The 24637-nt window shown below is 50.3% G+C and carries 19 protein-coding genes and 13 tRNA genes; 29 read left to right on the top strand and 3 right to left on the bottom strand.

Going from position 1 to position 24637, the window contains the following annotated elements; genetic code table 11:
* The first annotated feature begins 60 nt into the window (after nucleotides 1-60).
* From QQK89_RS07445 to QQK89_RS07540, 20 genes are all read left to right on the top strand, one after another.
* Nucleotides 61-135 (top strand) — tRNA-Glu (locus QQK89_RS07445).
* Between the two features lie 20 nt (nucleotides 136-155).
* A tRNA-Val gene (locus QQK89_RS07450) sits at nucleotides 156-231 on the top strand.
* A 16-nt stretch (nucleotides 232-247) separates the two neighbouring features.
* Nucleotides 248-324, top strand: a tRNA-Met gene (locus QQK89_RS07455).
* A 37-nt stretch (nucleotides 325-361) separates the two neighbouring features.
* A tRNA-Asp gene (locus QQK89_RS07460) sits at nucleotides 362-438 on the top strand.
* 16 nt (nucleotides 439-454) lie between these two features.
* A tRNA-Phe gene (locus tag QQK89_RS07465) sits at nucleotides 455-530 on the top strand.
* 26 nt (nucleotides 531-556) lie between these two features.
* Nucleotides 557-632, top strand: a tRNA-Thr gene (locus QQK89_RS07470).
* A gap of 51 nt (nucleotides 633-683) precedes the next feature.
* A tRNA-Thr gene (locus tag QQK89_RS07475) sits at nucleotides 684-759 on the top strand.
* Nucleotides 760-767: 8 nt separating this feature from the next.
* Nucleotides 768-851, top strand: a tRNA-Tyr gene (locus QQK89_RS07480).
* Nucleotides 852-860: 9 nt separating this feature from the next.
* Nucleotides 861-933 (top strand) — tRNA-Lys (locus QQK89_RS07485).
* A 13-nt stretch (nucleotides 934-946) separates the two neighbouring features.
* Nucleotides 947-1032, top strand: a tRNA-Leu gene (locus QQK89_RS07490).
* 12 nt (nucleotides 1033-1044) lie between these two features.
* Nucleotides 1045-1131: transfer RNA gene (locus QQK89_RS07495), tRNA-Leu, on the top strand.
* A 4-nt stretch (nucleotides 1132-1135) separates the two neighbouring features.
* Nucleotides 1136-1210 (top strand) — tRNA-Gly (locus QQK89_RS07500).
* Nucleotides 1211-1233: 23 nt separating this feature from the next.
* Nucleotides 1234-1310 (top strand) — tRNA-Pro (locus tag QQK89_RS07505).
* A gap of 148 nt (nucleotides 1311-1458) precedes the next feature.
* Nucleotides 1459-3219 (top strand): sensor histidine kinase, encoded by a 1761-nt coding sequence (locus QQK89_RS07510; protein ID WP_284237893.1) that lies wholly within the window; start codon nucleotides 1459-1461, stop codon nucleotides 3217-3219.
* Nucleotides 3216-4292, top strand: a complete 1077-nt coding sequence (locus QQK89_RS07515; protein WP_284237894.1) for a response regulator — start codon at nucleotides 3216-3218, stop codon at nucleotides 4290-4292. The genes QQK89_RS07510 and QQK89_RS07515 overlap by 4 nt, the downstream gene beginning before the upstream one ends.
* Nucleotides 4293-4470: 178 nt before the next feature.
* Nucleotides 4471-6201: an extracellular solute-binding protein gene (locus tag QQK89_RS07520; RefSeq protein ID WP_284237895.1), complete on the top strand. Its 1731-nt coding sequence runs from the start codon at nucleotides 4471-4473 to the stop codon at nucleotides 6199-6201.
* A 78-nt stretch (nucleotides 6202-6279) separates the two neighbouring features.
* On the top strand, nucleotides 6280-7170 hold the full coding sequence (locus QQK89_RS07525) for an ABC transporter permease (RefSeq protein ID WP_284237896.1): 891 nt from the start codon (nucleotides 6280-6282) through the stop codon (nucleotides 7168-7170).
* A gap of 15 nt (nucleotides 7171-7185) precedes the next feature.
* Nucleotides 7186-8073: a carbohydrate ABC transporter permease gene (locus QQK89_RS07530; RefSeq protein ID WP_284237897.1), complete on the top strand. Its 888-nt coding sequence runs from the start codon at nucleotides 7186-7188 to the stop codon at nucleotides 8071-8073.
* A 239-nt stretch (nucleotides 8074-8312) separates the two neighbouring features.
* Complete coding sequence (locus QQK89_RS07535) at nucleotides 8313-9566, top strand: amidohydrolase (RefSeq protein WP_284237898.1); 1254 nt, start codon at nucleotides 8313-8315, stop codon at nucleotides 9564-9566.
* On the top strand, nucleotides 9563-10798 hold the full coding sequence (locus QQK89_RS07540; protein WP_284237899.1) for an amidohydrolase: 1236 nt from the start codon (nucleotides 9563-9565) through the stop codon (nucleotides 10796-10798). The genes QQK89_RS07535 and QQK89_RS07540 overlap by 4 nt, the downstream gene beginning before the upstream one ends.
* Before the next feature lie 58 nt (nucleotides 10799-10856).
* Here QQK89_RS07540 and aguB read toward each other — a convergent pair whose 3' ends face one another.
* The 3 genes from aguB to QQK89_RS07555 form a co-directional block, all read right to left on the bottom strand.
* Nucleotides 10857-11735, bottom strand: a complete 879-nt coding sequence (aguB, locus tag QQK89_RS07545; protein WP_284237900.1) for an N-carbamoylputrescine amidase — start codon at nucleotides 11733-11735, stop codon at nucleotides 10857-10859.
* 79 nt (nucleotides 11736-11814) lie between these two features.
* Nucleotides 11815-12849 carry an agmatine deiminase family protein gene (locus tag QQK89_RS07550; protein ID WP_284237901.1) on the bottom strand — a complete coding sequence of 345 codons (1035 nt, stop codon included), beginning with the start codon at nucleotides 12847-12849 and terminating at the stop codon, nucleotides 11815-11817.
* 155 nt (nucleotides 12850-13004) lie between these two features.
* Nucleotides 13005-13772 carry an HAD family hydrolase gene (locus QQK89_RS07555; protein ID WP_284237902.1) on the bottom strand — a complete coding sequence of 256 codons (768 nt, stop codon included), beginning with the start codon at nucleotides 13770-13772 and terminating at the stop codon, nucleotides 13005-13007.
* Nucleotides 13773-13938: 166 nt separating this feature from the next.
* On the opposite strand from QQK89_RS07555, the gene QQK89_RS07560 reads away from it, so the two are divergent.
* The 9 genes from QQK89_RS07560 (at nucleotide 13939) to pbfA (ending at nucleotide 24588) form a co-directional block, all read left to right on the top strand.
* Nucleotides 13939-14925 carry a CehA/McbA family metallohydrolase gene (locus tag QQK89_RS07560; protein WP_284237904.1) on the top strand — a complete coding sequence of 329 codons (987 nt, stop codon included), beginning with the start codon at nucleotides 13939-13941 and terminating at the stop codon, nucleotides 14923-14925.
* The gene (locus QQK89_RS07565) at nucleotides 14922-15881 is read left to right on the top strand and encodes a hypothetical protein (protein WP_284237906.1); all 960 of its coding nucleotides are present in this window, start codon (nucleotides 14922-14924) and stop codon (nucleotides 15879-15881) included. The genes QQK89_RS07560 and QQK89_RS07565 overlap by 4 nt, the downstream gene beginning before the upstream one ends.
* Before the next feature lie 7 nt (nucleotides 15882-15888).
* Entirely contained in the window at nucleotides 15889-17268 is a 1380-nt protein-coding gene (locus QQK89_RS07570) for an MATE family efflux transporter (protein ID WP_284237907.1), read from the top strand.
* A 33-nt stretch (nucleotides 17269-17301) separates the two neighbouring features.
* A complete protein-coding gene (locus QQK89_RS07575; protein WP_284237908.1) occupies nucleotides 17302-18657 on the top strand; it encodes an aspartate aminotransferase family protein in 1356 nt (451 codons plus the stop codon).
* A 131-nt stretch (nucleotides 18658-18788) separates the two neighbouring features.
* Nucleotides 18789-20168, top strand: a complete 1380-nt coding sequence (locus tag QQK89_RS07580) for an extracellular solute-binding protein (RefSeq protein WP_284237910.1) — start codon at nucleotides 18789-18791, stop codon at nucleotides 20166-20168.
* Between the two features lie 103 nt (nucleotides 20169-20271).
* Nucleotides 20272-21231 (top strand): carbohydrate ABC transporter permease, encoded by a 960-nt coding sequence (locus QQK89_RS07585; protein WP_284237911.1) that lies wholly within the window; start codon nucleotides 20272-20274, stop codon nucleotides 21229-21231.
* Nucleotides 21232-21257: 26 nt separating this feature from the next.
* Nucleotides 21258-22088, top strand: a complete 831-nt coding sequence (locus QQK89_RS07590) for a carbohydrate ABC transporter permease (protein WP_284237912.1) — start codon at nucleotides 21258-21260, stop codon at nucleotides 22086-22088.
* Nucleotides 22085-23200: an ABC transporter ATP-binding protein gene (locus QQK89_RS07595; RefSeq protein WP_284237914.1), complete on the top strand. Its 1116-nt coding sequence runs from the start codon at nucleotides 22085-22087 to the stop codon at nucleotides 23198-23200. The genes QQK89_RS07590 and QQK89_RS07595 overlap by 4 nt, the downstream gene beginning before the upstream one ends.
* A 23-nt stretch (nucleotides 23201-23223) precedes the next feature.
* Entirely contained in the window at nucleotides 23224-24588 is a 1365-nt protein-coding gene (gene pbfA, locus QQK89_RS07600; protein WP_284237916.1) for a (R)-1-hydroxy-2-aminoethylphosphonate ammonia-lyase, read from the top strand.
* Nucleotides 24589-24637 lie beyond the last annotated feature (49 nt).

Here is a 24637-nt window from a genome sequence, read left to right on the forward strand (position 1 = left end):
CCGGGTCTCGAGGGTTCGAATCCCTTCCTCTCTGCCATATAACTTTTCTATTTACATTAAGGCCCGTTGGTCAAGGGGTTAAGACACCTCCCTTTCACGGAGGTAACAGGGGTTCGAATCCCCTACGGGTCACCAATATTTATCCTATCACATTTGGAAGCTTAGCTCAGCTGGGAGAGCATCTGCCTTACAAGCAGAGGGTCGGGGGTTCGATCCCCTCAGCTTCCACCATATTTTATTTAATTGACGCGGGGTGGAGCAGCTCGGTAGCTCGTCGGGCTCATAACCCGAAGGCCGCAGGTTCAAATCCTGCCCCCGCAACCAAAACTTTATCTTCGGTGTTTTACCGAGAATTCGATGTGGAGCTGTGGTGTAGAGGCCTAACATGCCTGCCTGTCACGCAGGAGACCGCGGGTTCGAATCCCGTCAGCTCCGCCATTTTCATCAAACATCAGGCTCGGTAGCTCAGTCGGTAGAGCAGAGGACTGAAAATCCTCGTGTCGGCGGTTCGATTCCGTCCCGAGCCACCATGTTAGATGGTGGAATTTAATATTGTGCCGGTGTAGCTCAGTTGGTAGAGCAACTGACTTGTAATCAGTAGGTCGTGGGTTCGACTCCTATCGCCGGCACCATTGTTTTTTTGTAGGGATAGCAAGATGGGCAACAGTCCAAAATAAGAATATGCCGGTGTAGCTCAGTTGGTAGAGCAACTGACTTGTAATCAGTAGGTCGTGGGTTCGACTCCTATCGCCGGCACCATGTTTTTTGGAGGGTTAGCGAAGTGGCCAAACGCGGGAGACTGTAAATCTCTTCCTAACGGTTCGGTGGTTCGAATCCATCACCCTCCACCATTTTATTGAGAGCCATTAGCTCAGTTGGTAGAGCACCTGACTTTTAATCAGGGTGTCGTAGGTTCGAGTCCTACATGGCTCACTTTGTTTTTTTTGCGGTTGTGGTGGAATGGCAGACACGCTATCTTGAGGGGGTAGTGGGCGTATGCTCGTGGAGGTTCGAGTCCTCTCAACCGCACCATATATGTAATATGCGGTCATGGCGGAATTGGCAGACGCGCTAGATTCAGGTTCTAGTGTCAGCAATGACGTGGAGGTTCGAGTCCTCTTGACCGCACCATTATGCGGAAGTGGCTCAGCGGTAGAGCATCGCCTTGCCAAGGCGAGGGTCGCGGGTTCGATTCCCGTCTTCCGCTCCATTATTTTTACTAGATTTGAACCACGGGATGTAGCTCAGCTTGGTAGAGCACCTGGTTTGGGACCAGGGGGTCGCATGTTCAAATCGTGTCATCCCGACCACTACTTAATTAAATGAAACACTCGTATGACCACATCCAATCTTGGATGTGGTTTTTTATTTGCCAAGATGAAGAAATCATTAACGGCAGGATATACACGTCATGCATCGAATAATAAGATGTCACATATTTGAAGTGAGGTGGTCGTGTTGCTTCGTTGGAAATCAGGCATCTTGTCTATGCTGCGCAATCGGTTTCTTTTCTCCTCTCTTCGCAAGCGAATTATGGTGCTTCTTACTATTGGGTTTGCCGGCTGCGCGATCTTGATGGCATCCGTCTCTTATAATGCGATTTATACGATGCAACATGATAAGATCAAGACTTCCATGGCTTTTGATCTGTACCAACAGACGACTAAGCTTAATCAGATGTACAATAACATGCTACAGGTTACTCAGCAGATGACGCCGGAAGGTACGGTTGGTCACCTGATGGAATCCTATATTTCTACTGAGGATATTTATAGTCAGCGGCTTCTCTCTCGCGATATTTCCTATAATATTGGTTTAATTACTTTCTCTAATCCGGCGATGCAGCTGGTTATGTATTATAATCCCTCAAGTGGACATGCTTCGTATTCGAACTTGCCGCTTCGTACAGATTTTACTCTACAATCTCTGCCGAATGTCGCTTCTACGGGGGAGTTAAACTATCAGTCGCCTCATAGGTCGTTATGCCGATTTAGCGATGACTTGGTTATGTCGGTTACCAGGGAAGTTGAATTCTACGATGGAACAAAGCTGATCGTTTATGTGGAATCCAAGACCGACATATCGGCAGATATGAATTCGCTTACAGAAAACTTGAATATGCCTTATTCGCTAGTATTTACGGATTCGGCGGGGGTTGTTACTTATAGCAGCAGCGAAGCTGCTTATAAGCCGGGGCACCAACTGCTTCTAGAAGGGCAATCGGGTACGACGGATGATTATGTATGGAACCGTATGACAGGCGATTACGGAAACGATCTGACGCTGCTCCTGCCGGTATCCTATTATAATCACGAGCTTTACACTTGGAAAAATCATATGTATTGGATTGTTGCGATTGCGCTCTTGATGATGTTCCTGCTCACGATCGTATTGCGGAGGCTTATTAACCGGCCGTTTCTTCTGGTTGAGAAGGAAATGAGGACATTTGGCAAAGGTTATATGGGCACTAGGCAATATCATACGGGCATTGACGAGTTTGACCGGTTATTTGATCAGTTTAATATGATGAAGCGGCAAATTCAGCAGCTGATCATTGATGTGGAGCAGAAGGAAAAACGCCGGCATCAGCTTGAAATCGAAAAGCTTGCGTATCAGATCAACCCTCATTTTCTAATGAATACGCTAAATTCGGTACGCTGGATGGCCGCCATGCACAAGCAGGAGGAAATCGAGAGATTTGTCTCCTCGTTAATTATTCTGCTCAACTATAATTTGGGCAAATCAAAGGAAACAGCTACTTTCAGGGCCGAAATACAAGTGATGCGTACGTATTTGGAGCTGCAGCAGATGCGTCATGATTTTGAGGTGGAGCTAGCTATTACGGAAGGGTCGTACCTCGATAGCCCGGTTGCAAGGTTCATCCTGCAGCCTATCGTAGAAAATGCGGTGTGCCACGGCCTTGATGATAACGGCAAGCTGGAAATAAGCGTACTGCCGGATGAGTCCGCGCAAATGGTCTGTATTACAATTCGCGACGATGGCAAGGGCTTAAGTCAGGAAACGCTGGATTTGCTGCAGCGGGATACACCGGATCAGCAACAGACGGGATGGGGAATCGGATTGCGGTATGTTCGTTCCATGCTGGATTCCTTTTATGGAAATAAGGCTCGCATGAAGATTGAAAGCACTCCAAATCAGGGAACAACGGTTACGTTAAACCTTCCTTTTCTTGAAATCCGAAAGGAGAGAGCCATGTGATTCGCGTATTGATCGTGGACGACGATAAGCTTGCACGTAAAGGACTAATCTCGATTATGCCTTGGGCAAATCATGATATGGTCGTGGTTGGAGAAGCAGCCAATGGCGCCAAGGCGCTTGAGTTTATGGAGCGGCATCAGGTGGATCTCATGTTCGTGGATCTCTCTATGCCCGTGATGTCGGGGATGGAGCTGCTGCAGGTTACGCGTCAAAGGTATCCGGACCTGCGAACGGTTATTTTATCGTTCCATGAAGAATTCGAAAATGTACAGACGGCTTATCGCATGGGAGTACTCGATTATATTTCCAAGGTGCGACTGGAATCGGAAGACGATGAGCAAATTTTGAGACGGATCGAGCAGCAGATGACCGGAGAGCTGCAGCAGCGTACAGCTGCCTCTCCATCCGCGGTAATCGAATCTGCACCTGCTGTCGAAGAAAATCTCCATACGCAAGGAGAAGAAGAGTGGAACAGGCTGGAGCAGGAGTGGCGCTCTAACTATTGGCTCTTCAATGAATCGGTATTCCAGCGGTTGTGTAAGCAAACGATCGAAACAAAGATATCCTTCCGCCGTCTGGAAGGGTTGTTCATACGCGTATTGTCCCAGCTTGAGAATGAGCTGGCACTTGCTGCAGTTCCTAGATCCGGCGAAGATGACATCCGCTTAGCGGTAGAATGGATGCGGGATTACAGGAAGCGCGTGTATGCGCAGGTCGCGGCATCCGCTAATTTCACAAATACGACGACCAGCATTCTCAAAGCCGTTCTCTTTATTCGCGAGCAGGCTTCGAATGCTTTGCATGCCGAGGACGTGGCCGACCACGTACACATGAGCCGAAGTTATTTCAGCCAATGCTTCAAGAAGCTTACGGGTTCAACCTATAACGATTATTTGAAGCAAGAGCGGATAAGATCGGCAGAACGCCTATTGTGCGAGACGAATCAATCCATCGCTTGGGTTGCACATGCCGTAGGCTATAACGACTCCAAATACTTTTCCCAGCTTTTCTATGAACAGACCCGGTTATTGCCTTCCGAGTTCCGTGCCCAATTCCTCAAGGGGGAAGAATGATCGCAATTGAGCGAACAATTATCTAACCTTGCGTCGCGATCTGCCGTAAAACACGGCACATCTGTCTGACTTTTTTTAAGCGCTTTCATTGTACAATGAGGAGGCAAGAAACAAAAGTAAGCGCTTTCTCGAATGGGGTCGCTTCTATTGAGCAGTAAGAACTTTTAGGAGGGGTTAGATGAAAAAGAATGTGGCATTGCTGCTTTCCACTGCGTTACTTGGTGCAAGCTTAACAGCATGTTCGTCCTCAAATGATTCATCAAACAATTCATCGAACAATTCGAATGCTTCTTCAAGTCCTGCAACAAGTTCCGAAAGCCCGGCATTGTCGGGAGACGATTTGGCTTTCTCCAAATTTGAGAAGCCCGTTGATGTTCACATCGGCATGGTAGTGGACCCGACGGACAAAACGCTTCCGGAAGGCGACAGTGTCAGCAACAACCAATACACGCGTTACCTGAAGGAAAAGTACAACATTAACGTCATTGTGGATTGGACGGCTGCTACGGGTAACGACTTCAAACAGAAAGTCAGCCTGACAATCGCATCGGGCAAACTGCCTGACGGCATGGTGGTGGACGACCGTTCCTTTATGACGAAAGCGGCAAGCTCGGGCCTGCTGTACGATATCGGCGATCTATTTGATCAATACGCCTCCAAGCAGGTTAAAGATATTATGGCAAGTACAGAAGGACGCGCGCTGGAAAATGCCAGCTACAAAGGCAAAATGGTCTCGCTTCCGAACATTACGGTTGATACCGACGGCGTTCACGTTATGTGGATCCGCAAGGATTGGCTGGATAAGCTCAGTTTGCCTGTACCGAAGACGCTGGCGGAGCTTGAGACAACCGCTAAAGCGTTTATGGATAACAAGCTGGGCGGGGACAAAACGATTGGCATAGCCGGCCCATCCAAAAACTCGTTCCCTTATTCCACGTTCCTCGTTTCTTCCAACAATATGGCTGGATTTGACCCGATCTTCGGCGCGATGGATGCTTATCCGGGCTACTGGCTCGACAATGGCGACGGTACGGTATCGTACGGTACAACATCGGACAATACGAAGAAAACATTGGCTTTGCTGGCTGATTGGTACAAAAAAGGACTTATCGACCCTGAGGTGGGTACACGCGATAACACGGGTGATCCGATTAACGCGAACCAGACGGGTATTTTCTTCGGACCATGGTGGGCAGGCGGTTACGGCAACGGGGATTCCTTCAAGAACGACCCGACGGCCAACTGGCAGGCTTATCCGGTCTACTCCGATGACGGCAAATGGAATACGCATATGAAAACAACGGGCAGCACGTACACCGTTATCAGCAAAAATGCCAAACCGGACGTTGTTAAAGCTATTCTGATCATGAACAATGCCCTTGTACGCGATGAAGCAACCTTCGACCTGTCCGTTGCGGTGGGCTGGTATCCGCTCCGTAACGTAATGGCTGCGGCGAACGAAACGGAATACGAGTATACCGAGTTGACGAAAGTGCTGAAAGGCGAGTCGGAACCTGAAACTTATAACGTACCGAACAGCTTGTACAAACTGATGTATGCCGATGCGAAAAAAGTAAGAGATGTCGTTAAACCGCCGTATGACGAACTGGGCGTAACTAATTACAGCACGGCTAACTTCGGCGACTTCCAGCGGCTCTATTCTCTCTTGATTGGTGACCGTCCTTTTGCAACAACTCCAATCGACAAAAAGGTTTACAGCGTGACTTACAACCAGACCCCAACGATGGAAACCAAATGGGCGAACCTGAAGAAGATGGAAGACGAGACCGTTCTGAAGATCATCCTTGGCCAAGCGTCGATTGACTCCTTCGACAAGTTCGTGAAGGACTGGAAGTCGCAAGGCGGAGATGAGATCACGGCGGAAGTTGCAGAACTCTTGAAGAAATAAGGATAGGTTAAGCTTGCGGAAGGCATCTTGCCTTCCGCAAGCTTTCCAATCTCACGCAAGCGACAGGAGGTTAGCCGTATGAGGAAATTAGGCCTTCAGAAGCATTATTATTTGATGCTGCTGCCGGGTATGGTCTGGCTTGTTATGTTTAGCATTGTGCCTATGTTTGGGATTCTGATGGCATTTCAGAATTATAATCCGGGGATGGGGCTATTCAAATCCGAGTGGGTTGGACTCGAAAACTTCAAGTATATGTTTCAGCTTAATGACAGCAAGACCGTAATCACGAACACTTTAATAATTGCCGTGGGCAAAATCGTGCTTAATCTGATCGTTCCGCTTGTCTTCGCTATTCTGCTTAACGAGCTTCGTAACTTGCGTTACAAGAAGCTGGTTCAGACGGTAGTTTACTTGCCGCACTTTCTGTCGTGGGTTATCATGTCCACCATTGTTATCGGAATCTTCGGCTATTATGGCGTTGTAAATACAGTCTTCGGTTATTTCGGAGTAGATCCACAGCTGTTTATGGCGGATGCGGGGATCTTCCGGCAGCTGATCGTCGGCACGGATGTGTGGAAGGAATTCGGCTATAACGCGATCATCTATCTGGCTGCGCTGACGGGCGTTAATCCTAACCTATACGAAGCAGCGGCGATTGACGGGGCTAACCGCTGGCAGCTGGTTCGGCATGTCACGTTGCCGGCGCTGATAACGACGGTTGTTCTGTTAGGGGTATTAAGTCTTGGCAGCGTGCTTAACGCCGGCTTCGATCAAGTCTATAACTTGTACAACCCATTGGTTTATTCCACCGGTGATATTCTCGATACTTGGGTCTACAGGCTAGGCTTGCAGAATCTTCAGTTCTCGCTGGCGACCGCGGCAGGTTTGTTCAAGTCGGTCATTAGCTTTGTGCTGATTTATGTCTCCTATCGTCTTGCCTACCGTTATGCCGATTACACGATTTTCTAAGAGGAGGACGCTGCTGTGGTCAGAAATACAACATTAGGTTCACGGGCGTTTGATATTGCGAATATCATCCTCCTCGCGCTGCTCGTCATCAGTTGCGTATACCCGCTGTGGTATACCTTCTGTGTATCCATTTCCGAAAAATCCGCCGCTAACGCGGGTTTGGTAACGATCTATCCAATCGGCTTCTCCTTGACGCCGTACAAAGAAATTATTAACGACAGCATGTTCTTCAACGCCTTTTGGATTTCGATCCAGCGTACCGTACTTGGCACGGGCTTTGCCTTGCTGATTACCGTATTAATGGCTTACCCGCTCGCTCGGCCGAAAAAAGAATTCAAAACGCGCAATATGTTTATGTGGATCCTAGTCTTCTGCATGTTGTTTAGCGGCGGCCTAATCCCTTGGTATCTGACCATTCAGAACTATCACTTGATTGATTCAATCTGGGCGTTAGTGCTTGGCGGCGGCGTACCGGTATTCGACGTTATCCTCATCATGAACTTCTTCCGCAATCTGCCCAAAGAGCTAAATGAAGCGGCGGTTGTTGACGGAGCGGGACCATGGTCGGTACTGTTCCGGGTATATATCCCGTGTTCAATCCCCGTGCTGGCCGCGGTTGCCCTGTTCATTAGCGTCTATCACTGGAACGAGTTCTTTAATGGTTTGGTGTTAAGCAACACCCAATCCAGCTATCCGCTTCAAACTTATATCCAGCAGCTTGTCGTCAACATTCCGGTCGGCACGAACTTAACGCCGGAGCAATACAAGAAGCTGTCGGAGTTGTCTAACCGGACGCTGAACTCGGCTAAGGTATTTATCGCGATGGTACCGATGCTTGTCGTATATCCGTTCTTGCAAAAATATTTCGTATCCGGCATTATGCTCGGAGCGGTGAAGGAGTAACGCCGAAGAGGTTGTCTCAAAAGGTGATCGCTCACTGTAAAGATGGCTCGCATAGGTAAATAGAAACGTATTTTATGAAAACAGCACTGCAGGGGGTTACCCTTGCAGTGCTGTTTTTGCTCTTGCTGCACCTCTCCGCGGAGCAAAATAGTACCATTGGCAATGTAGACAGGAGAGTCAATTGATCGGAGAATAGACAGTAATAACAATTGTAGCGAATAGGGAGGAGTGAGAGGCTGATGAACGGCGATTGCTGGATATCCAACGTCAAATTGGAGACAGGCTTTAGACGGAAGGAAGACGGGAGCATTATTGGAACAGAGACGGCGGCCTATCATTTGCGGCTTGGGGACGGATTCGTGAAGGAGCTGATTCCTGCCTCTGAACCGCTGTCAGTGGCGTTGCCGATTATAGAGGGTTCTTCCTATCTGTTATTGCCTTCATTCTCGGAGATGCATCTTCACCTGGACAAGACACTCATCGGAGAAGCGTGGCAAGCCATTCCGCCCGGCAAAGGGGTCGTTGAGAGAAGTGAGCTCGAACATAAGACTTTGTCCGAGCATGCGCACACTACGGCGGCCAGAGCGGAGAGGTTGCTGCAGACTGTAATGGATGCAGGGTCAACGTACGTACGGACTCATGTTGATATCTATCCGGCGATTGGCCTCAAGTATCTCAAAGAGATTCAGTCTGTCCTTGAAGCGTATGACGGAAAGCTTGCCTATGACATTGTAGCCTTCCCGCAGCAAGGCTTGCTGCGGAGCGGCTCCAAGGAGCTGCTGCGAGCTGCCATGCGCGAGGGAGCGACAATGGTTGGCGGGGTTGATCCTGCAACCGTTGATATCGATATCGAGAGATCGCTTCAGGAGATGGTCGAAATAGCCGTAGAGTTTGGCGGCGGCATTGACCTGCATCTTCATGACCCTGATTATTTGGGAACGCACACGATTCGCAGGTTGGCTCAATTGACGATTGAAGCTGGTTTGCAGGGGAAAGTGAGTGTCAGTCATGCTTTTTGCCTGGGAGAAGTGCCGGAAGGTGCTACAGCTGATTTGGCGGGGCTACTGCGCAAGGCTGGCATTCGCATAATTAACAGCGTCCATCATAAGGCGACCTTGCCTCATGTTCAAGTGCTGCAGCGATATGGCGTGCCGTTCTCTCTTGGCTGCGACAATGTGCAGGATTCCTGGCAACCGTTTGGAAACGGTAATTTATTGGAGCGGGCGGGACGGTTGTCGGAGCGTCTTCGCTGGTTGGATGAATATTCGCTTAATCGTGCTTTGGGCTGCATCACAGACGGCGTAATGCCGCTTGATGCTGGCGGTAATCGGGTATGGCCGCAGCCGGGTGATGTTGCAAATCTTGTGCTGATGGATGCATCCTGCTCCTCTGAGGCGATCGCGAGAAGACGCGCATGCAAGGCTGTATTTTTCCGGGGCGCTCACGTTGCCGGCAAGCTGATGTCTGCCGGAGAACGGATGGTGGTCGTATGAACAGTTACTGGTTGACGAATGTGCGACTTGAAGAAGGGTATCAGATGGAGGCTGGCGTGCCCGCCCGGACAATTACTGGCAGCTACCATTTGTTTATTCAAGACGAGAAGATTCGCTTGATTAGGCCGGCAGGCTCCGGACTCCCTTCAGACAACTATAGTTGTTACGATGCGGAAGACAGCTTAATGCTTCCTGCCTTCCGGGATATGCATATCCATCTGGATAAGACGTATTATTCCGGCCCTTGGAAGGCGGTTGAGCCGCCGTTTAGCGTATTGGCCCGAATTGAGGAGGAAGCCGTGCTTCTCCATCAGCTTCTCCCTAAGTCGCAGGAGCGGGCAGAAGCTCTTATTGATCTTCTTTTTAGCCATGGAACGACTTATATACGTTCGCATTGCAATGTAGATCCATACACGGGCGTGAAGCATGTAGAAGCTGTCATGCGCGCGTTTGACAACCGTAAAGACAAAGTCTCGGGGGAGATTGTTGTATTCCCTCAGCATGGCCTGCTTCGCAGTCAAGTGGTGGAATATGCCCGGGAAGCTTTGCGTTTAGGCGCGACCAGTATGGGCGGTGTTGATCCCGGAAGCGTCGATCAGAATATCGAGCAGTCTCTGTATACCATCATGGATTTGGCAGTGGAAGCAAATGCGGATGTAGACGTTCATATTCATGATCCCGGACATCTTGGGACGTTCACAATTCGCAGGCTTGCGGATATGGCGGAAGATGCCGGCTGGAGGGGCCGTGTGACGGTATCACATGCGCTCGGATTAGCGGGCGTATCGCCGCAAGAACAGGAAGAGTTGGCGGCTATGCTCGCGGCGCGAGACATAACGTTAACATCCACCGTCCCGCTCGGCAATTTCCCGTTCCCGGTGCTCAAAAAGCATGGGGTGAAGGTTTGGCTTGGCGATGACAGCATTACGGATCATTGGAATCCTTTCGGCCAAGGGAATGTCCTTGAGAAGGCTAGCAAACTGGCGGAACGTTACGGATGGTCAGACGAGAGAGGGCTTGCCGAGACTTTAGGATATATCACGGGCGGAGTTACGCCTTTGGATCGACAGGGGAACCAGCTATGGCCAAAAGAAGGCGATGCGGCAAATGCGGTACTGGTTCGTGCTAGCTGCTCAGCTGAAATGATTGCCAGAAGATCAAAGGTTGTTGGCGTATTGTCCAAGGGTTCATGGTATCCCCTTCCAGAGGATGAGAGGCAAAATGCTTTATAAAAAATCCGTGCCCAAATAATAACAGCCCTCAGACCAGTTGGTCTGAGGGCTGTTCATTTTACCGTACGCGAATCTCGCCGTCGTACGAAGCGATTACGCCATACAGATCAGGGCGGCGGTCGCGGAAGATGCCCCACTCGATGCGTTGCGTCTCGAGCTGGTCGAGGTCGAATTCGGCAACAAGCACGGATTCTTCATCGCGGCCGGCTTCGGCAATCATGTTGCCTTGAGGGCCGGCAATAAACGAAGAGCCGTAGAAGTTAATCGTCGAATCATCGTCGCCTTCTTCGCCGATCCGGTTGGATGCGATAACCGGCATCAGGTTGCAGGCCGCATGGCCTCTCATGCACATTTGCCAATGATCCTTGGAATCGATGCTGCCGTCCTGCGGTTCGGAGCCGATAGCTGTCGGGTAGAACAGCAGCTCGGCGCCCATAAGCGCCATGCTGCGCGCCGCTTCCGGATACCATTGGTCCCAGCATACGCCAACGCCGATTTTGGCAAATTTCGTCTTCCATACTTTAAAGCCCGTGTCGCCGGGATTGAAGTAAAATTTCTCTTCATAACCAGGGCCGTCCGGAATGTGGCTCTTGCGGTATTTGCCGAGCACTTCGCCGTCGGCGTCAATAACGGCCAGCGAGTTGTAACGAGCCCAGTTCTTCTTCTCGTAGAAGCTGATTGGAAGCACGACGTTAAGTTCTTTCGCGATTTGGCGGAAATGATTAACCGCTTTGTTTTCTTCCAGCTCGGTTGCGTAGACGTAGTAGTCTGCTTTTTCCTTCTGGCAGAAGTAAGGCGTCTCGAATAGCTCCTGCAGCAGGATGATTTGCGCGCCTTCTGCCGCAGCTTTGCGCACCAGCACTTCGGCTTTGCGGATGTTCTCTTCAATATTGGATGTGCAGCTCATTTGCGTCGCTGCTACTTTGACTGTTCTCATGGATGGCAATCCTCCTAAAAAGTTTTACTTCGTAAAACTTGCTTCTTAAGCATTGTCTTATAGTTTTGCGAAACAAACATTAAGCCCGGCGGGCAGGCATTTGCTGTGTCGTGCAATGCACGTTGCCGCCTTCGCGGATAACGGCCATGCCGTCGATCGCGCGGATGCGGCGATCCGGGAATGCCGCTTGCAGCGTTTCGATTGCTTTGCGGTCGGCTTCTTCGGCAGCGCCGCCGAATACCGGCAAAATAATGCCGCCGTTTACGAAGTAGAAGTTCAGGTAGCTCAGCGTCAGACGAGTGTCCTCGTATTCCGCGTAAGGCGGTTGTCCAATCTCGATAATCTCGAGCTTGCGGCCTTTTGCATCTACCGCTTCGCTCAGGATACGGCGATTTTCTTGCGTAATCTCGTAGTTCGCATCGGATGGATCGTCGCATACTTGCAGAATGACTTTGCCTGGAGCCGCGAAGCAAGCGATGTTATCGACATGGCCGTCGGTTTCGTCGCCGCTGAGGCCGCGCTTCAGCCATACGATATTTTCTACGTTAACGAACTCTTTCACGTAACCTTCAATCTGCTCGCGAGTGAGCTCCGGGTTGCGGTTCACATTAAGCAGGCATTCTTCCGTTGTCAGAAGCGTACCTTCGCCGTCCGTATGGATCGATCCGCCTTCCATAACAACCGGGGCATCAAACTGCTTCACGTCAACATGCTTCAGGATTTGCGGTGCTACCGCATCGTCCAGATCCCATGGCGAATATTTGCCGCCCCAGGCGTTGAACTTCCAGTTCACGCCCGCAAGCCCTCCGTCTTCACCTACAACAAACGTTGGGCCGTTGTCGCGCAGCCATGCATCGTTATGCTCGATCGGCAGGCATTCCACGGCAGAATTGCCCGTAAACAAGGCGCTGACTTTCTCCATGTCCGCAGGGTTTACAACAACTGTAATAGGTTCGAATTCTGCAATGGCCGTAACCAGCTCGGCGTAACCTGTGCTTACTTGCTCGTAATGCTCCGGATAAACCATAGAAGCTTGTACCGGCCAGGAGATGAACGTGCGCTCATGCTTCGTCCACTCGGCAGGCATTGTATAGTTCAATTGTTTTGGATTCATGTTGGGTGAAATTCCTCTCTATATCGCTTTGCGGAAGATGTCATTTTGCTTATGAAATGCAAGGTTCTAAACCATTTCCTATCATATAACAAAAAGATGGCTATCTCAATTGCGAAGCGGGCAATTTTCAGCCCTTTTCATGGCAATTTTCAGTCTTATCTATTATCGCTCTTGCGATGGAAATCGATGTACGCCAGATCGCCAACAGACGGCAGGATAAGTCCGGCATAAGGCGCGAGTTCTTCCCGCTCGCTTGTACCGGATAATACGCCAATGGCCAAGCCGGCATTCGATTGTTGAGCGAACCCCATATCGGTTAACGTGTCTCCGGCAATAGCAACCTCGCTTGGCTGGAGCCCCGTCAGCTTGCAAAATTCGTTCATCATGACGGGACTAGGCTTTTTCTCGTAACGGTCGGAGGTTCCTATGAAGTCGAAGTAGCCGGCAATGCCATATTTGTTCAAGAAGAAGAGGGTGGATTCCAAATCGTCCGCCGTCGCGATCCCAAGCTTTAGTCCTTTGTCCTTTAGCAGAGGCAACAAGCTATTCAGATCTGTCGTTGGCAGCAGCTGGTCCCGGTGAACTTGCGTAAGGCGATAGATCTCATCCGTGATCCAAGGAAGCAATCTTTGCATGTGCTCTATTCCATAGCCGCTGGCTTCAAGTACTTCCCCATAGGCCCCGGCAATATCGGCGGTTGTGCCCCCGGCCAAATACCCTTTCGAATCGACCTTGCCGTTCGCGTTTAGTCCAATGGACTGGAGCAGCTTCTCCTTAAGGCCCGAAGATGCCGGTAAACCTCCATTTAATTCCGCTAGCAAGCGGTCCGTTAATTCCTCCGCAATCGGAACCCAGAAGGAATGGAATTGAATTAAGGTACCGTCCTTGTCAAACAGAATCCCTTTTAATTGGTGTGTAGTCATGTCAAAGTCCTCCATTTGTTTTGTTGTTGTTTTAGTTTGTTTAATTATATAAATACAATATTAACGCCGTGTTAAATATTCGTAATTGGATTGAATTACGAAAAAACCCGTAGTATTCTTTGAATAAACCACATGAAACAACATTAATCCCAAACGGAGGGGAATTATGAAAAACATCATTCTACTGGACCGCAGCAAAGTCATGTATAAAGGTAATCTCCATCTTCACACAACCTGGTCGGACGGGCGGCTGCCCGCCGCTGAAGTCGTGGAAGCTTTCAAGGCGAAGGGTTATCACTTCATCGCGTTTAGCGACCATGATATTTACACGCGTACGGAAGAATTCAATACGCCGGATTTCATTGCGATTCCGGCAACCGAACGCGGAGAACTTAATCCGGTTGCGGATAAGAACCCCGGATATCACTTTGGCGTGCTGGACGATCCGACGGTGGAACCGGAGCTTGAGCGTTACGGCCATCTGGAAGAGTTCCCGATACCGGTGCCATGGGTTGGGGATCACTCGCCGCAGCTATTGATTGATGAATTGCGTGCTCATGGCAACCTCGTTATTTTTAACCATCCGGAATGGCATTTGACGCGGTTTGACGACATGGTGAAATACGACCGGTTCTTTGCGGTTGAGATTTACAATCATGCGACGGAATGGTCGACTAGCAGCTCCTACGGCGCAGCGTATTGGGACCATGCTTTGCAGAACGGCAAACGCGTCTTTGGCATTGCTTCGGATGATTCGCATTCCCATGACCCGAATTGGGTAATCCCCGAATACGGCGGCGGCTGGGTTCGGGTGCAAGCGGAAGAGCTGACGCATGCCGGCATCATTACAAGCCTGAAGAAGGGAGCGTATTATTCCAGCTCCGGACCTGAGGTATATGACTTGCGAGTCGAGGATGGCCAGCTGCAAATCCAATGCTCCCCTTGTAAATTTATTATGTTTAAGGCATTCCCGCAACGGGGACCGTTTTACGGCAATTTTGAGACGGGCGAGCCGCTCACCGAAGCGTCTATGACGATCGAAGAAGACATGGTCTACGTGCGCGTGGAATGCGTCGATTACGAGGGCAACGTTGCTTGGACGAATCCGGTGTTCATTGCGGATTTGATGGAAAAGGGGGAGAAGCGGGGATGACAGCAAGCGTATATTTGAACGGAAGCAAACGCAAATACAAAGGAAATATCCATACGCATTCCACAAGAAGCGACGGCCAATACGAACCGGAGACGGTGATTCAGGCTTATAAGGACAAAGGTTATGACTTTATGTGTCTTAGCGATCACGAGATTTATTGGAAGTCGGATGCGTACAACGAGGAAGACTATATCCTGCTCAGCGGCTATGAAATGGCATGCGAGATGAGCTGGAGAGAAACGGGCCAGCAATACCATATTCATGGTCTGTTGGACGAGTCTCTTGGCGCCAGCGTTCCGTTTGGACATGACGAGGAGCACGCTAAGCCGGATTACGAAGACCTTGCGACGATTCAAGCCTTAATCGATGAGATGCGGGCAAAAGGCAATCTGGTCATCATGAATCACCCGACTTGGTCGCGCAACAAACCGGAGGATCTGCTCGCGCTGCGGCATTATTCGGCAATCGAAATTTATAACCATCAGTCTGAGTTGGATGAAGCGGTAGGTTATGGCGTGCGGCATTGGGATTACCTGCTCAGCCATGGACGCAAAGTATTCGGAATCGCTGCCGATGACGCGCATGGCGGAGAGCTCGACAGCGCAATCTCCGAATTTTTCGGCGGCTGGATTAACGTTGAGGCAGAAGATTTCAGCCAGCAGGGGATTATTAATGCCATGAAAGAAGGCCGCTATTATTCCTCGAACGGACCGGAAATTCATGACCTGCGCGTAGAAGACGGCTATTTAAAAATAGAGTGTTCGCCTGTAAAGTTCATTAAGTTTATTACGCATCCGTTTAACGGCCGTACCTTGTATAACAAGGACGCTGCTCCGGTGCAAAGCGGACAATTTCTGCTGGATAGCGAGATGATGTACGTTCGGGTGGAATGCGTTGATTATGAGGGGAACGTAGCTTGGTCCAATCCGGTATTTCCCGCTGAAATGAAAGGCTAATCGCATCATGCACGCATCAAACTTAAATAGCGAATTTCGAAAAAACGTAAGTAGGCTCGTCATCCCGTCCGTCCTGCAAATGCTGGTGGGCAATTCGTTCTCCCTTATCAATACGCTGATGGTCGGACGGCTTGGCGATTCCGCTATTGCCGTTGTGGCCGCAGTCGGGCAGATCGGCTTTGTTCTTAGCATGATTTTGACCGGCGTATATGGGATTACGGCTTTTATTACGCAGTATCACGGCAAAGGCGACAAGCATTCGCTGCAGCAAGCTTTTGCGCTGATGCTCCTGTCCAGCGTAACGGTTACGCTTGTCCTTGTTGCGGTTGTTTTTGTATTCAAAAGCTCTATTCTCAGGCTGTTTATTAATGATCCGGGTGCCGTCCAATACGGTGCCCATTATTTAACCCTGTTGCTGCTAGTCTATTTGATTAACTCGGTTAAAGATACATTCGCGAGCGCACTCGGGGCGATCGGGCAGGTTAAAGCGACATTAATGATCGGTCTTGTATCGATGTCGATCAATGCGGGGCTTGACTATGTGCTGATCTACGGCAAGCTGGGTTTCCCCGAATATGGAATCGCAGGAGCGGCGTATGCCACGCTTGTTGCTTCCGTCGTCGGCGGAACCGCGTTGATTGTGTATGTCTATGTCCGCAAAGTGTCTTTCCATCTTACGTTCAGATCCTTAACCTCGTTGAAATTTGCATTCGTGAAAAGGTTGTACCGAACCACGCTGCCGCTTGTTGTTCATGAAGGGCTCTGGTCGGTCGGAAATATGCTGTATGCCGTCGCTTTTGGTTATATGGGCGTAACGGCGCTCGCAACCTTCCAGCTGGCAAGAACCTTTAACGGATATTTCATGATGGGCATTTACGGTTTTGCCTATGCGGCGAACGTGCTGATCGGCCAAAAGCTCAGCCGGAAGGAACCGGACGAAGCAATTGCCTTCGCTCGGAAGTTTACGGCATTAACGATTGTCGTTTCCTTGTTCGTCAGCGTGGCGATTGCGGCGTTAAGCCCGTATATCGTTATGCTGTTCAGCCAAACGAGCGGGGAAGTTCAGACGGCATTCCGGCATGTGATGCTGATCCAAGCGGTCCTCATGCTCGCGTATTTTCTCAATAATGTGTGGATCGTAGGCATGTTCCGTGCCGGCGGCGACAACGTTTATACGTTGAAGCTGATCCTCGTAACGACATGGCTAATCGCATTGCCGCTCGTGCTTGCCGGTGCCTATCTGTTTCATTGGCCGGTTGAAGTCGTATACGTCATGTTTGCGCTTGAGGAAGTGTCCAAAGCGTGTATCGGCTATTTCCGCTATCGCTCGAATAAGTGGGCTAACAATTTAACGCAAAGCGGATCGGAATCGGACAAAGCTGCATAGAGAATAGATTTACTACTAGAGGAGGGCAATGCAGTGGAAGTAAAAGCGTATATGAGAACGGAAGGGGATATTAATCTCTCCTCCGAACGGAAGAAATGGCAAGCCGACAACTTAAGCGAAGAAGCGATGGACGTATTGGACGAGGACAGCCGCTATTTCGTGCATCAATCGATGTCGACGCCATGCTTGAACGTCATCGTTGACGCAGAGGGCATCTACTTAGAGGACATAGACGGTCGGCGATATATGGATTTCCACGGCAACGGCGTCCATCAGGTTGGTTATAAAAACCGTTATGTCATTGATGCCGTTAAAAATCAACTCGACGAAATGCCGTTCCTGCCGCGGAGATTTACGAATCCGGTTGCCATTAAGCTGGCGAAGAAGCTGGCAGAACTGGCTCCGGGCGACTTGAATAAGGTGCTGTTCACGCCGGGCGGGACTAGCGCGATTGGCATGGCTTTGAAGCTGGCCCGCAAAGCGACGGGTAAATTCAAAACCATCTCCACCTGGGATTCGTTCCATGGAGCGGGCCTTGATGCCATTTCGGTTGGCGGCGAAGGCGTGTTCCGCAATTCGATGGGGCCGCTCCTGCCGGGAACGGAGCATATGATGCCGTTTAACGGCTACCGGTGTTTCATGGGCGATTGCGACGGCTGCGGATTGAAATGCCTCGATTATTTGGAATATATGCTGGAGCGGGAAGCTGATGTTGGCGCCATTATTATGGAGCCGATCCGCAGCACGGATGTTCAAATTCCGCCGAAAGCTTACTTCAAACGGCTGAGGGAACTATGCGACAAGTATGGCGTATTGCTCATTCTCGACGAGATTCCAACGGCATTTGGCCGCACGGGAACGATGTTTGTCCATGAGCATTACGATATCGTGCCGGATATTGTGGCGATTGGAAAAGGCTTCGGCGGCGGCGTATTCCCGATTGCCGGCATTATTGTGCGGGAAGGGCTAGATGTGGCGCAAGATATTTCGCTTGGCCATTATACCCATGAGAAAAGCTCGGTTGGCTGCGCGGCCGCGCTGGCTACGATTGAATATATCGAGCAGAACGGGCTGCTGGAGCATGCGCGCCGGATGGAGAAGGTGTTCGAGCAACGTCTGACGGAGATGAAAGAAAAGCATGCTTCGATTGGCGATGTGCGGGTGAAGGGCATGCTCGCCGCTATTGAACTTGTCCGTGACCGCAAGACGAAGGAAAAAGCAATCGAAGAAGCGGAGAAGGTCATGTACCGGTGCATGGAACGAGGCTTAAGCTTTAAGGTGTCGAACGGAAATGTCCTGACGTTGGTGCCGCCGCTTGTTATAACGGAAGAACAGCTCGTTGCAGCTCTGAATATAGTCGATGAAGCTATTTCTTTTGTTTGCGATTAAAACAACAACACAAAAGATTAAACAACAACAAAACAAAACATTAACGTGGTTTTTATCCTGAATTAACATAACTCCCTATACTAAGTCTTGTAAGGTTAATCATTTAGAGCCTTGAAGGAGGAAGTGTAACAGTGAAAAAGTTTGCTGGCGTAGCTTTGACAATGGTTATGGGTCTTGGGGTACTCGCGGGATGCGGTTCGAATGGAAACTCTGCTTCTACGACGTCGGAAGGCGCCTCCGCATCGGACAAGCCGGAAGCAAAAGTGGTAACGATCTCCGTTCGCGAGAACACTTGGGGGGCACGGAAGGACAACTTCCTCGAAGCCGAGAAACGTCTGAATGAAGAGCTCGCTCCAGACAACGTACAAGTGAAATTGGACTGGTGGCCGGGTATCGACGATGACGAGCTTGTTCTTCAAGCCCAGGCCGGCAAAGTGGCGGACATTTTCATCAACTCCAGCGTGGACATCGGCTGGGAGCGGGATGCGGGTCTGATCCGCGACATCGACTGGGTGAAAGACTCCAAGGTGTTCAAGAACGTTCCGGCCTCTTATACCAACATAATGAGCTATGACGGGCATTACTACGGCGCGATTCAAGATATGGATGCTTCGCCTGTGTTTATCAGCCGCAAAGCGCTTGAGGGACTAGGCTGGACGAAGGAGCAGATCGACGGACTTCGTGCTAGAGTCGACAGCGGAGACTTCACGTTCCATGATCTTGTTAACCTTGCGGATGAAGCAAAGAAGAAGAGCCTGGTCAAAATCGGGTTTGCGGTCGAGGATACAAGGTTTGAAGGCTGGAATTATGCGTTTGACTTCAACAACTACGATGCGGAGCAAAACAAGCTGGAGCTGACGCAAAAAGCGAAGGACGTATATGCCTTCTGGGCGGATGCGAAAAAACGCGGCGTTATCGCGGAAAACATCGGCGACGTGGATACCGACATGGCTGCTCCGATGTTCGTGAAAGGCGAGATTTTCGCGGAATTCGCACGCACGGAGTTCTACCAAATGATGCGCGAAGCCAACGGCATGAAAGACAAAGTGGACGAGTACAACAACTGGTTTAACGACAATGTCGTATGGATCCCGGTTCCTTCCGCGCAAAAAGGCGGCAAGCCGGTATCGTACAGCAACCCTGCCATGATTTTTGTCGGTGCCAAAGTGGACGACGAGAAAATGACCTACGTGCAAAGACTGATCGAGCATGTGCTGGATCCGGATCTGCAGATCAACCATACGATCGCAAGCGGCAAGCTGCCGGTAACGCCGGAGGCTCAAGAGGATCCGCGCTTTAAAGAAATGTCCTTCTATAAGGATCATGCCTACCTCGTTGAGTTTACGAAAACACGCCCTGCGCTTCCGGACTACGCAACGTTCACGAAAGGCTACACAATGGGCGTTGAGGCGATTCTGACCAAGGGCAAATCGGCGGAAGAAGCATTCGACATCTTCGAGAAAGAAGTGAAACAAAACGTACCTGCGGACCGTGTCGAGATTCAGAAGTAATCGGTCAATAATCGCATCAGCCGAGAATCGACTAGGCGCTCGCACCTGAACGGGGCGCCTTGCCGGTTCCGAACTCCGCACACCTTATGGAGGTCGCCTTGAAATGAAAACGGAAATGAATCTTGAAATAAACCTTGAATTGAACGAGACGAAGACTTACAAGAAACCGTTACGCAAAGCCATTTATCCTTATTTGTTTATTGCACCGTTTTCCTTGCTTGTGCTTGTGTTTTTTATTTTGCCCGCGATCGCGACGGTTGGCATGGCATTTACCGATTTAAATGCCTCGATGAAGCCGCATTTTGTCGGCTTAACGAACTTCAAACGGATATTCAGCGATTACAATCTTCCGCAAATATTGGGCAACACGGCCGTGTTCGCTGTTTTATCGCTCGGAATCTCCCTGCTATTTGCTCTAGTTATCTCCATTGCAACGCAATATTTTCTTAAAGGCAAGATGCTTGCCGTAGTGTACCGCATATTGTGGTTGATCCCAAGTATCATTCCTTCAGTCGTGTACGTAACGTTTTGGAAGTTCATCTTCGACCCGACCGAAGGCGGTCTTATCAATAAGTTTCTGCTAAATATGGGAATCATCTCGGATCCCGTGTCCTGGTTCACAAAAGGGGCCATGGCGATCGTTATTCTGGCGACTATCATATCGACGATATCCGGCGGCATGATTCTGTTATCTTCCGCGATTAATTCGATTCCGGAGGATCTGTACAAGGCAGCCCGCGTCGACGGCGCAAGCGAGAAATCCGTCATTATGAAAATCATATTGCCTACGCTGAAATGGCCGCTGATGTATATTACGATTTCCGATCTGATCGGCTTCGTATCCTCTTATTTCTTCATCATGCTATTAACGCAAGGCGGTCCGATGCGGGATACAACCACGTTATCGCTGTACGCCTTCCAACAGGCATTTAACCTTAAATATTATGGTTACGGCGCGGCGGTGTCGCTGATCGTGGTGTTTATCTCCTTCGTACTCACGATGCTGCTTATCCGTATGTTTGATTTCAACCAAATGATCAAGCCTTCACGAATAGAGGACTAATAATAGCTGAACCGGAGGCCGTTCCGATGACGACCAGCACGTTAAAAAAAGCGCTAGCGCATACCTATATGACGCTGCTCACGCTGCCGATCATTGCGATGATCGTGTGGTATTTCCTAGCGGCAACGATGAATTTTACAACGGGCGAGTTTTCGCTCGACAACTTCTCATTCTTTACGGAGCCAGTGGAGTATTCGGGGATCAAGCTGCCTTTAATCTGGCCGATTGTGTTAAATACGATTGTTTATTCGCTAATGATCGTTGCGATCGAGGTCGGGATTTCCGTGCCAACCGCGTACGCCTTCTCAAGGCTTGATTTCAAAGGGAAAGGCGCGGCATTGAAATTTCTGTTCCTGATGCGTTCTTTTCCCGGCATTACCTTGATTATTGCGACGTTCTTCATTCTGGTGAAGATGGGCCTCGTCAACACTTACCTTGGCGTCATGCTGGTTGCAACAACCGGCTCGCTGCCGGGCCTGGTTTATATTATGAAAGGCTTCTTCGACGAAGTGCCTTGGGATATCGAATGGGCGGCAATGGTGGACGGGACAACCCGGTTCGGAGCGTTCAAGAAAGTGCTCGTCCCGTATGTGTTGTCCGGAATCGGGGCGATCTCGGTATTCGCCTTCCTCGGCGCTTACGGCGAATGGTTCCTGTTCAAGCTGCTGATCTTTAATGACGACATGCTGACGTTAGCCGGGTATCTCGCCAAGCTGGTGACGAAGGAGAATCAGATCGTCAATTACGGCTTGATTACGGCAATCGGCTTGTTCTATACGTTGCCCGTTGTGGTGTTCTATATTTTCACGCAAAAAATGTTCATGAAAGTTAACATGGGAGGGGCGAAGCAATCATGATTACGCTCAGAAACATCGTCAAAAACTACGACGGCAAAAAAGAGAGCAGCCGCGCCGTCGACGGGCTTGATCTGGTCATAAACAAAGGCGAGTTCGTCGCCCTGCTCGGCCCGTCCGGCTGCGGCAAAACAACAACGTTAATGATGCTCGCGGGCCTTCTTAAGCCAACCTCCGGAGAGATCTATTTCGGTGACCGTCTGGTTAACCATGTTGAACCTAAGGACCGGAATATCGGCATGGTATTCCAGTCGTATGCCTTGTACCCGCATCTGACCGTCCGCGACAATATCGCTTTCCCGTTGCGGGAGCGGAAGATGCCTAAAGCACAGGCTTATGAACGCGCCAAGGAAATGAGCAAAATCGTGCAGATCGATCATCTGCTGGACCGCAAGCCTTCCCAGCTGTCCGGCGGTCAGCAGCAACGGGTGGCAATGGCCCGGGCACTGGCGAAAGACCCGGAAATCTTGCTGCTCGACGAACCGATGTCCAACCTCGACGCGCGGCTGAAGCTGGACGTGCGGGATGAAATCCGCAAGCTCCAAAGAGAGCTCGGCGTAACGACGATTATCGTTACGCATGATCAAGAGGAAGCATTGGCGATTTCCGACCGGGTGGCGATCCTGAACGGCGGCAAGATTCAGCAATATGCACCGCCGGAGGAGTTGTTCAGCCAGCCGGTTAATTTGTTTGTCGCGAGCTTCCTGGGCAACCCTCCGATGAACCTGATAGATGGTGTAGTTCAAGAGGATAAAGGAGTGCAGGCAATTGTAACGAGCGGATTCGAGTTCCGCATTCCGGAAGCGAGAAAGCTCGAAGCGAAGCATATCGGCAAGCCGGTGAAGCTGGGCATTCGTCCGCATGATCTGATGCTGACGGACGGGAGCGATCCGAACGCGATCGCCATGAAGGTTGATCTGGTAGAGCATCTCGGCAGCGGCAAGCTCGTGAAGGTGATGGATGCGGAGCAGAAGATGCAAAGCACGATTCGTTTTGTAACGGATAATGAGGCTCCCGTCCGGCATGGCGATACGATTCAGATGAAAATACGGGAAGACAAATTTCATATATTCGATATGACGGAGGACGGACATAACCTAATGCAGTTCCGTTAATTGACGAGAATGGAGTGAGCCGGATGGAATACAGCCGCGAACAAGGGGATATTAACAAGTCAAGCGCACGAAGCCGCTATTGGGACCGCAACCTGTCTCTAGCCGCACGGGCGGTTTACGAGGAAGATAACCGTTATTTTCTGCATCAAAGCTTATCCACGCCCGTCTTGAACGTGTTGTCCAAAGCCGAAGGCATTTATATCTACGACATGGACGGCAAACCGTATATCGATATGCATGGCAACGGCGTTCATAACGCGGGTTTTAATAATGATGACGTTATTGAGGCGGTTATCGCAGCATTACGGAGCAAAAATACGTTTTCGCCGAGACGGTATACGAATGAGCATGCTGTCGCCCTTGCGAAAAAGCTGGTCGAAATTACGCCGGACGGTCTGGACCGCGTATTGTTTGCGCCTGGCGGCTCGGAAGCGATCGAGATGGCTGTCATGCTGGCCAAGCAGATTACCGGCAAGTGGAAGACGATCTCGTTCTGGGATTCCTATCACGGAAACGGCTTCCAGGCTTCAAGTATCGGCGGGGAGCGGTTGTTCAAAGCGGGCAACGGTCCGATGGTACCTGGTGCGCTGCATGTGGAATTCCCGAACTATTACCGCAATCCCTGGGGGTTCGATTCGGAAGAAGCGGTCGATAACGAAATCCTTCGGCAGATGGAGCTTCTCTTCGAGCGTGAAGGCGATATTGCCTGCGTTATCGGCGAGCCGATCTCCGCGACGCCGATCGTGCCAAGCAGCCTTTTCTGGGAACGGGTGAAGTCATTGTGCGAGAAGCATGGGGCACTGCTGATCTTCGACGAGATTATTGAAGGATTTGGACGTACGGGCCGCATGTTCGCCGCAGAGCATAGCGTAACGCCGGACATTCTTGTGCTTGGCAAGTCGCTTGGCGGCGGCGTCCTTCCTTTTGCCGGGATCGTCACGAGGGAAGAATACAATGTTCTGGGGCATCTGTCGATTGGCCACTTCACGCATGAGAAGAATGGTCTATGCGCTTCGGCTGGCCTGGCTATGATCGATTATCTGGAACGGCATCGCTTAGTTGAGAACGCCGAGGAGGTTGGCCGTTACGCCTTGGAATGGCTGGAGGGGCTGCGAGAACGTTGCCCGTTGGTTGGCAATGTGAACGGCGTAGGGCTTCATATCGGGGTCGAGCTGGTGAAGGACCGGGCAACGAAGGAGAAGGCGATCGACGAAGCGGAAGCCGTTATGTATAAAGCGATGGAGAGAGGCGTAGCATTCAAAATTATCGAGAGCAACGTTATTACGCTCCGTCCTTCCCTTGTTATTACGAAAGAGCAAATGCGGTTTGCGCTTGAGCAGCTGGAGTTATGCCTGCAGGAAGTCGCTTCCGGGAGCTATTACTATTAAACTTACTTTGTTTTATAATGGCTGTATATGATTAAAGGGGAGAGACACC

This window comes from Paenibacillus glycanilyticus (genome assembly GCF_030161375.1).
GTDB lineage: Bacteria > Bacillota > Bacilli > Paenibacillales > Paenibacillaceae > Pristimantibacillus > Pristimantibacillus glycanilyticus_B.

Bases quoted from the DNA above. Each gene is read 5' to 3' on its own strand.
- QQK89_RS07520 (WP_284237895.1), top strand. From the start codon at position 4,471: ATGAAAAAGAATGTGGCATTGCTGCTTTCCACTGCGTTACTTGGTGCA.
- QQK89_RS07525 (WP_284237896.1), top strand. From the start codon at position 6,280: ATGAGGAAATTAGGCCTTCAGAAGCATTATTATTTGATGCTGCTGCCG.
- QQK89_RS07535 (WP_284237898.1), top strand. From the start codon at position 8,313: ATGAACGGCGATTGCTGGATATCCAACGTCAAATTGGAGACAGGCTTT.
- QQK89_RS07540 (WP_284237899.1), top strand. From the start codon at position 9,563: ATGAACAGTTACTGGTTGACGAATGTGCGACTTGAAGAAGGGTATCAG.
- aguB (WP_284237900.1), bottom strand. From the start codon at position 11,735: ATGAGAACAGTCAAAGTAGCAGCGACGCAAATGAGCTGCACATCCAAT.
- QQK89_RS07550 (WP_284237901.1), bottom strand. From the start codon at position 12,849: ATGAATCCAAAACAATTGAACTATACAATGCCTGCCGAGTGGACGAAG.
- QQK89_RS07555 (WP_284237902.1), bottom strand. From the start codon at position 13,772: ATGACTACACACCAATTAAAAGGGATTCTGTTTGACAAGGACGGTACC.
- QQK89_RS07560 (WP_284237904.1), top strand. From the start codon at position 13,939: ATGAAAAACATCATTCTACTGGACCGCAGCAAAGTCATGTATAAAGGT.
- QQK89_RS07565 (WP_284237906.1), top strand. From the start codon at position 14,922: ATGACAGCAAGCGTATATTTGAACGGAAGCAAACGCAAATACAAAGGA.
- QQK89_RS07570 (WP_284237907.1), top strand. From the start codon at position 15,889: ATGCACGCATCAAACTTAAATAGCGAATTTCGAAAAAACGTAAGTAGG.
- QQK89_RS07585 (WP_284237911.1), top strand. From the start codon at position 20,272: ATGAAAACGGAAATGAATCTTGAAATAAACCTTGAATTGAACGAGACG.
- QQK89_RS07590 (WP_284237912.1), top strand. From the start codon at position 21,258: ATGACGACCAGCACGTTAAAAAAAGCGCTAGCGCATACCTATATGACG.
- QQK89_RS07595 (WP_284237914.1), top strand. From the start codon at position 22,085: ATGATTACGCTCAGAAACATCGTCAAAAACTACGACGGCAAAAAAGAG.
- pbfA (WP_284237916.1), top strand. From the start codon at position 23,224: ATGGAATACAGCCGCGAACAAGGGGATATTAACAAGTCAAGCGCACGA.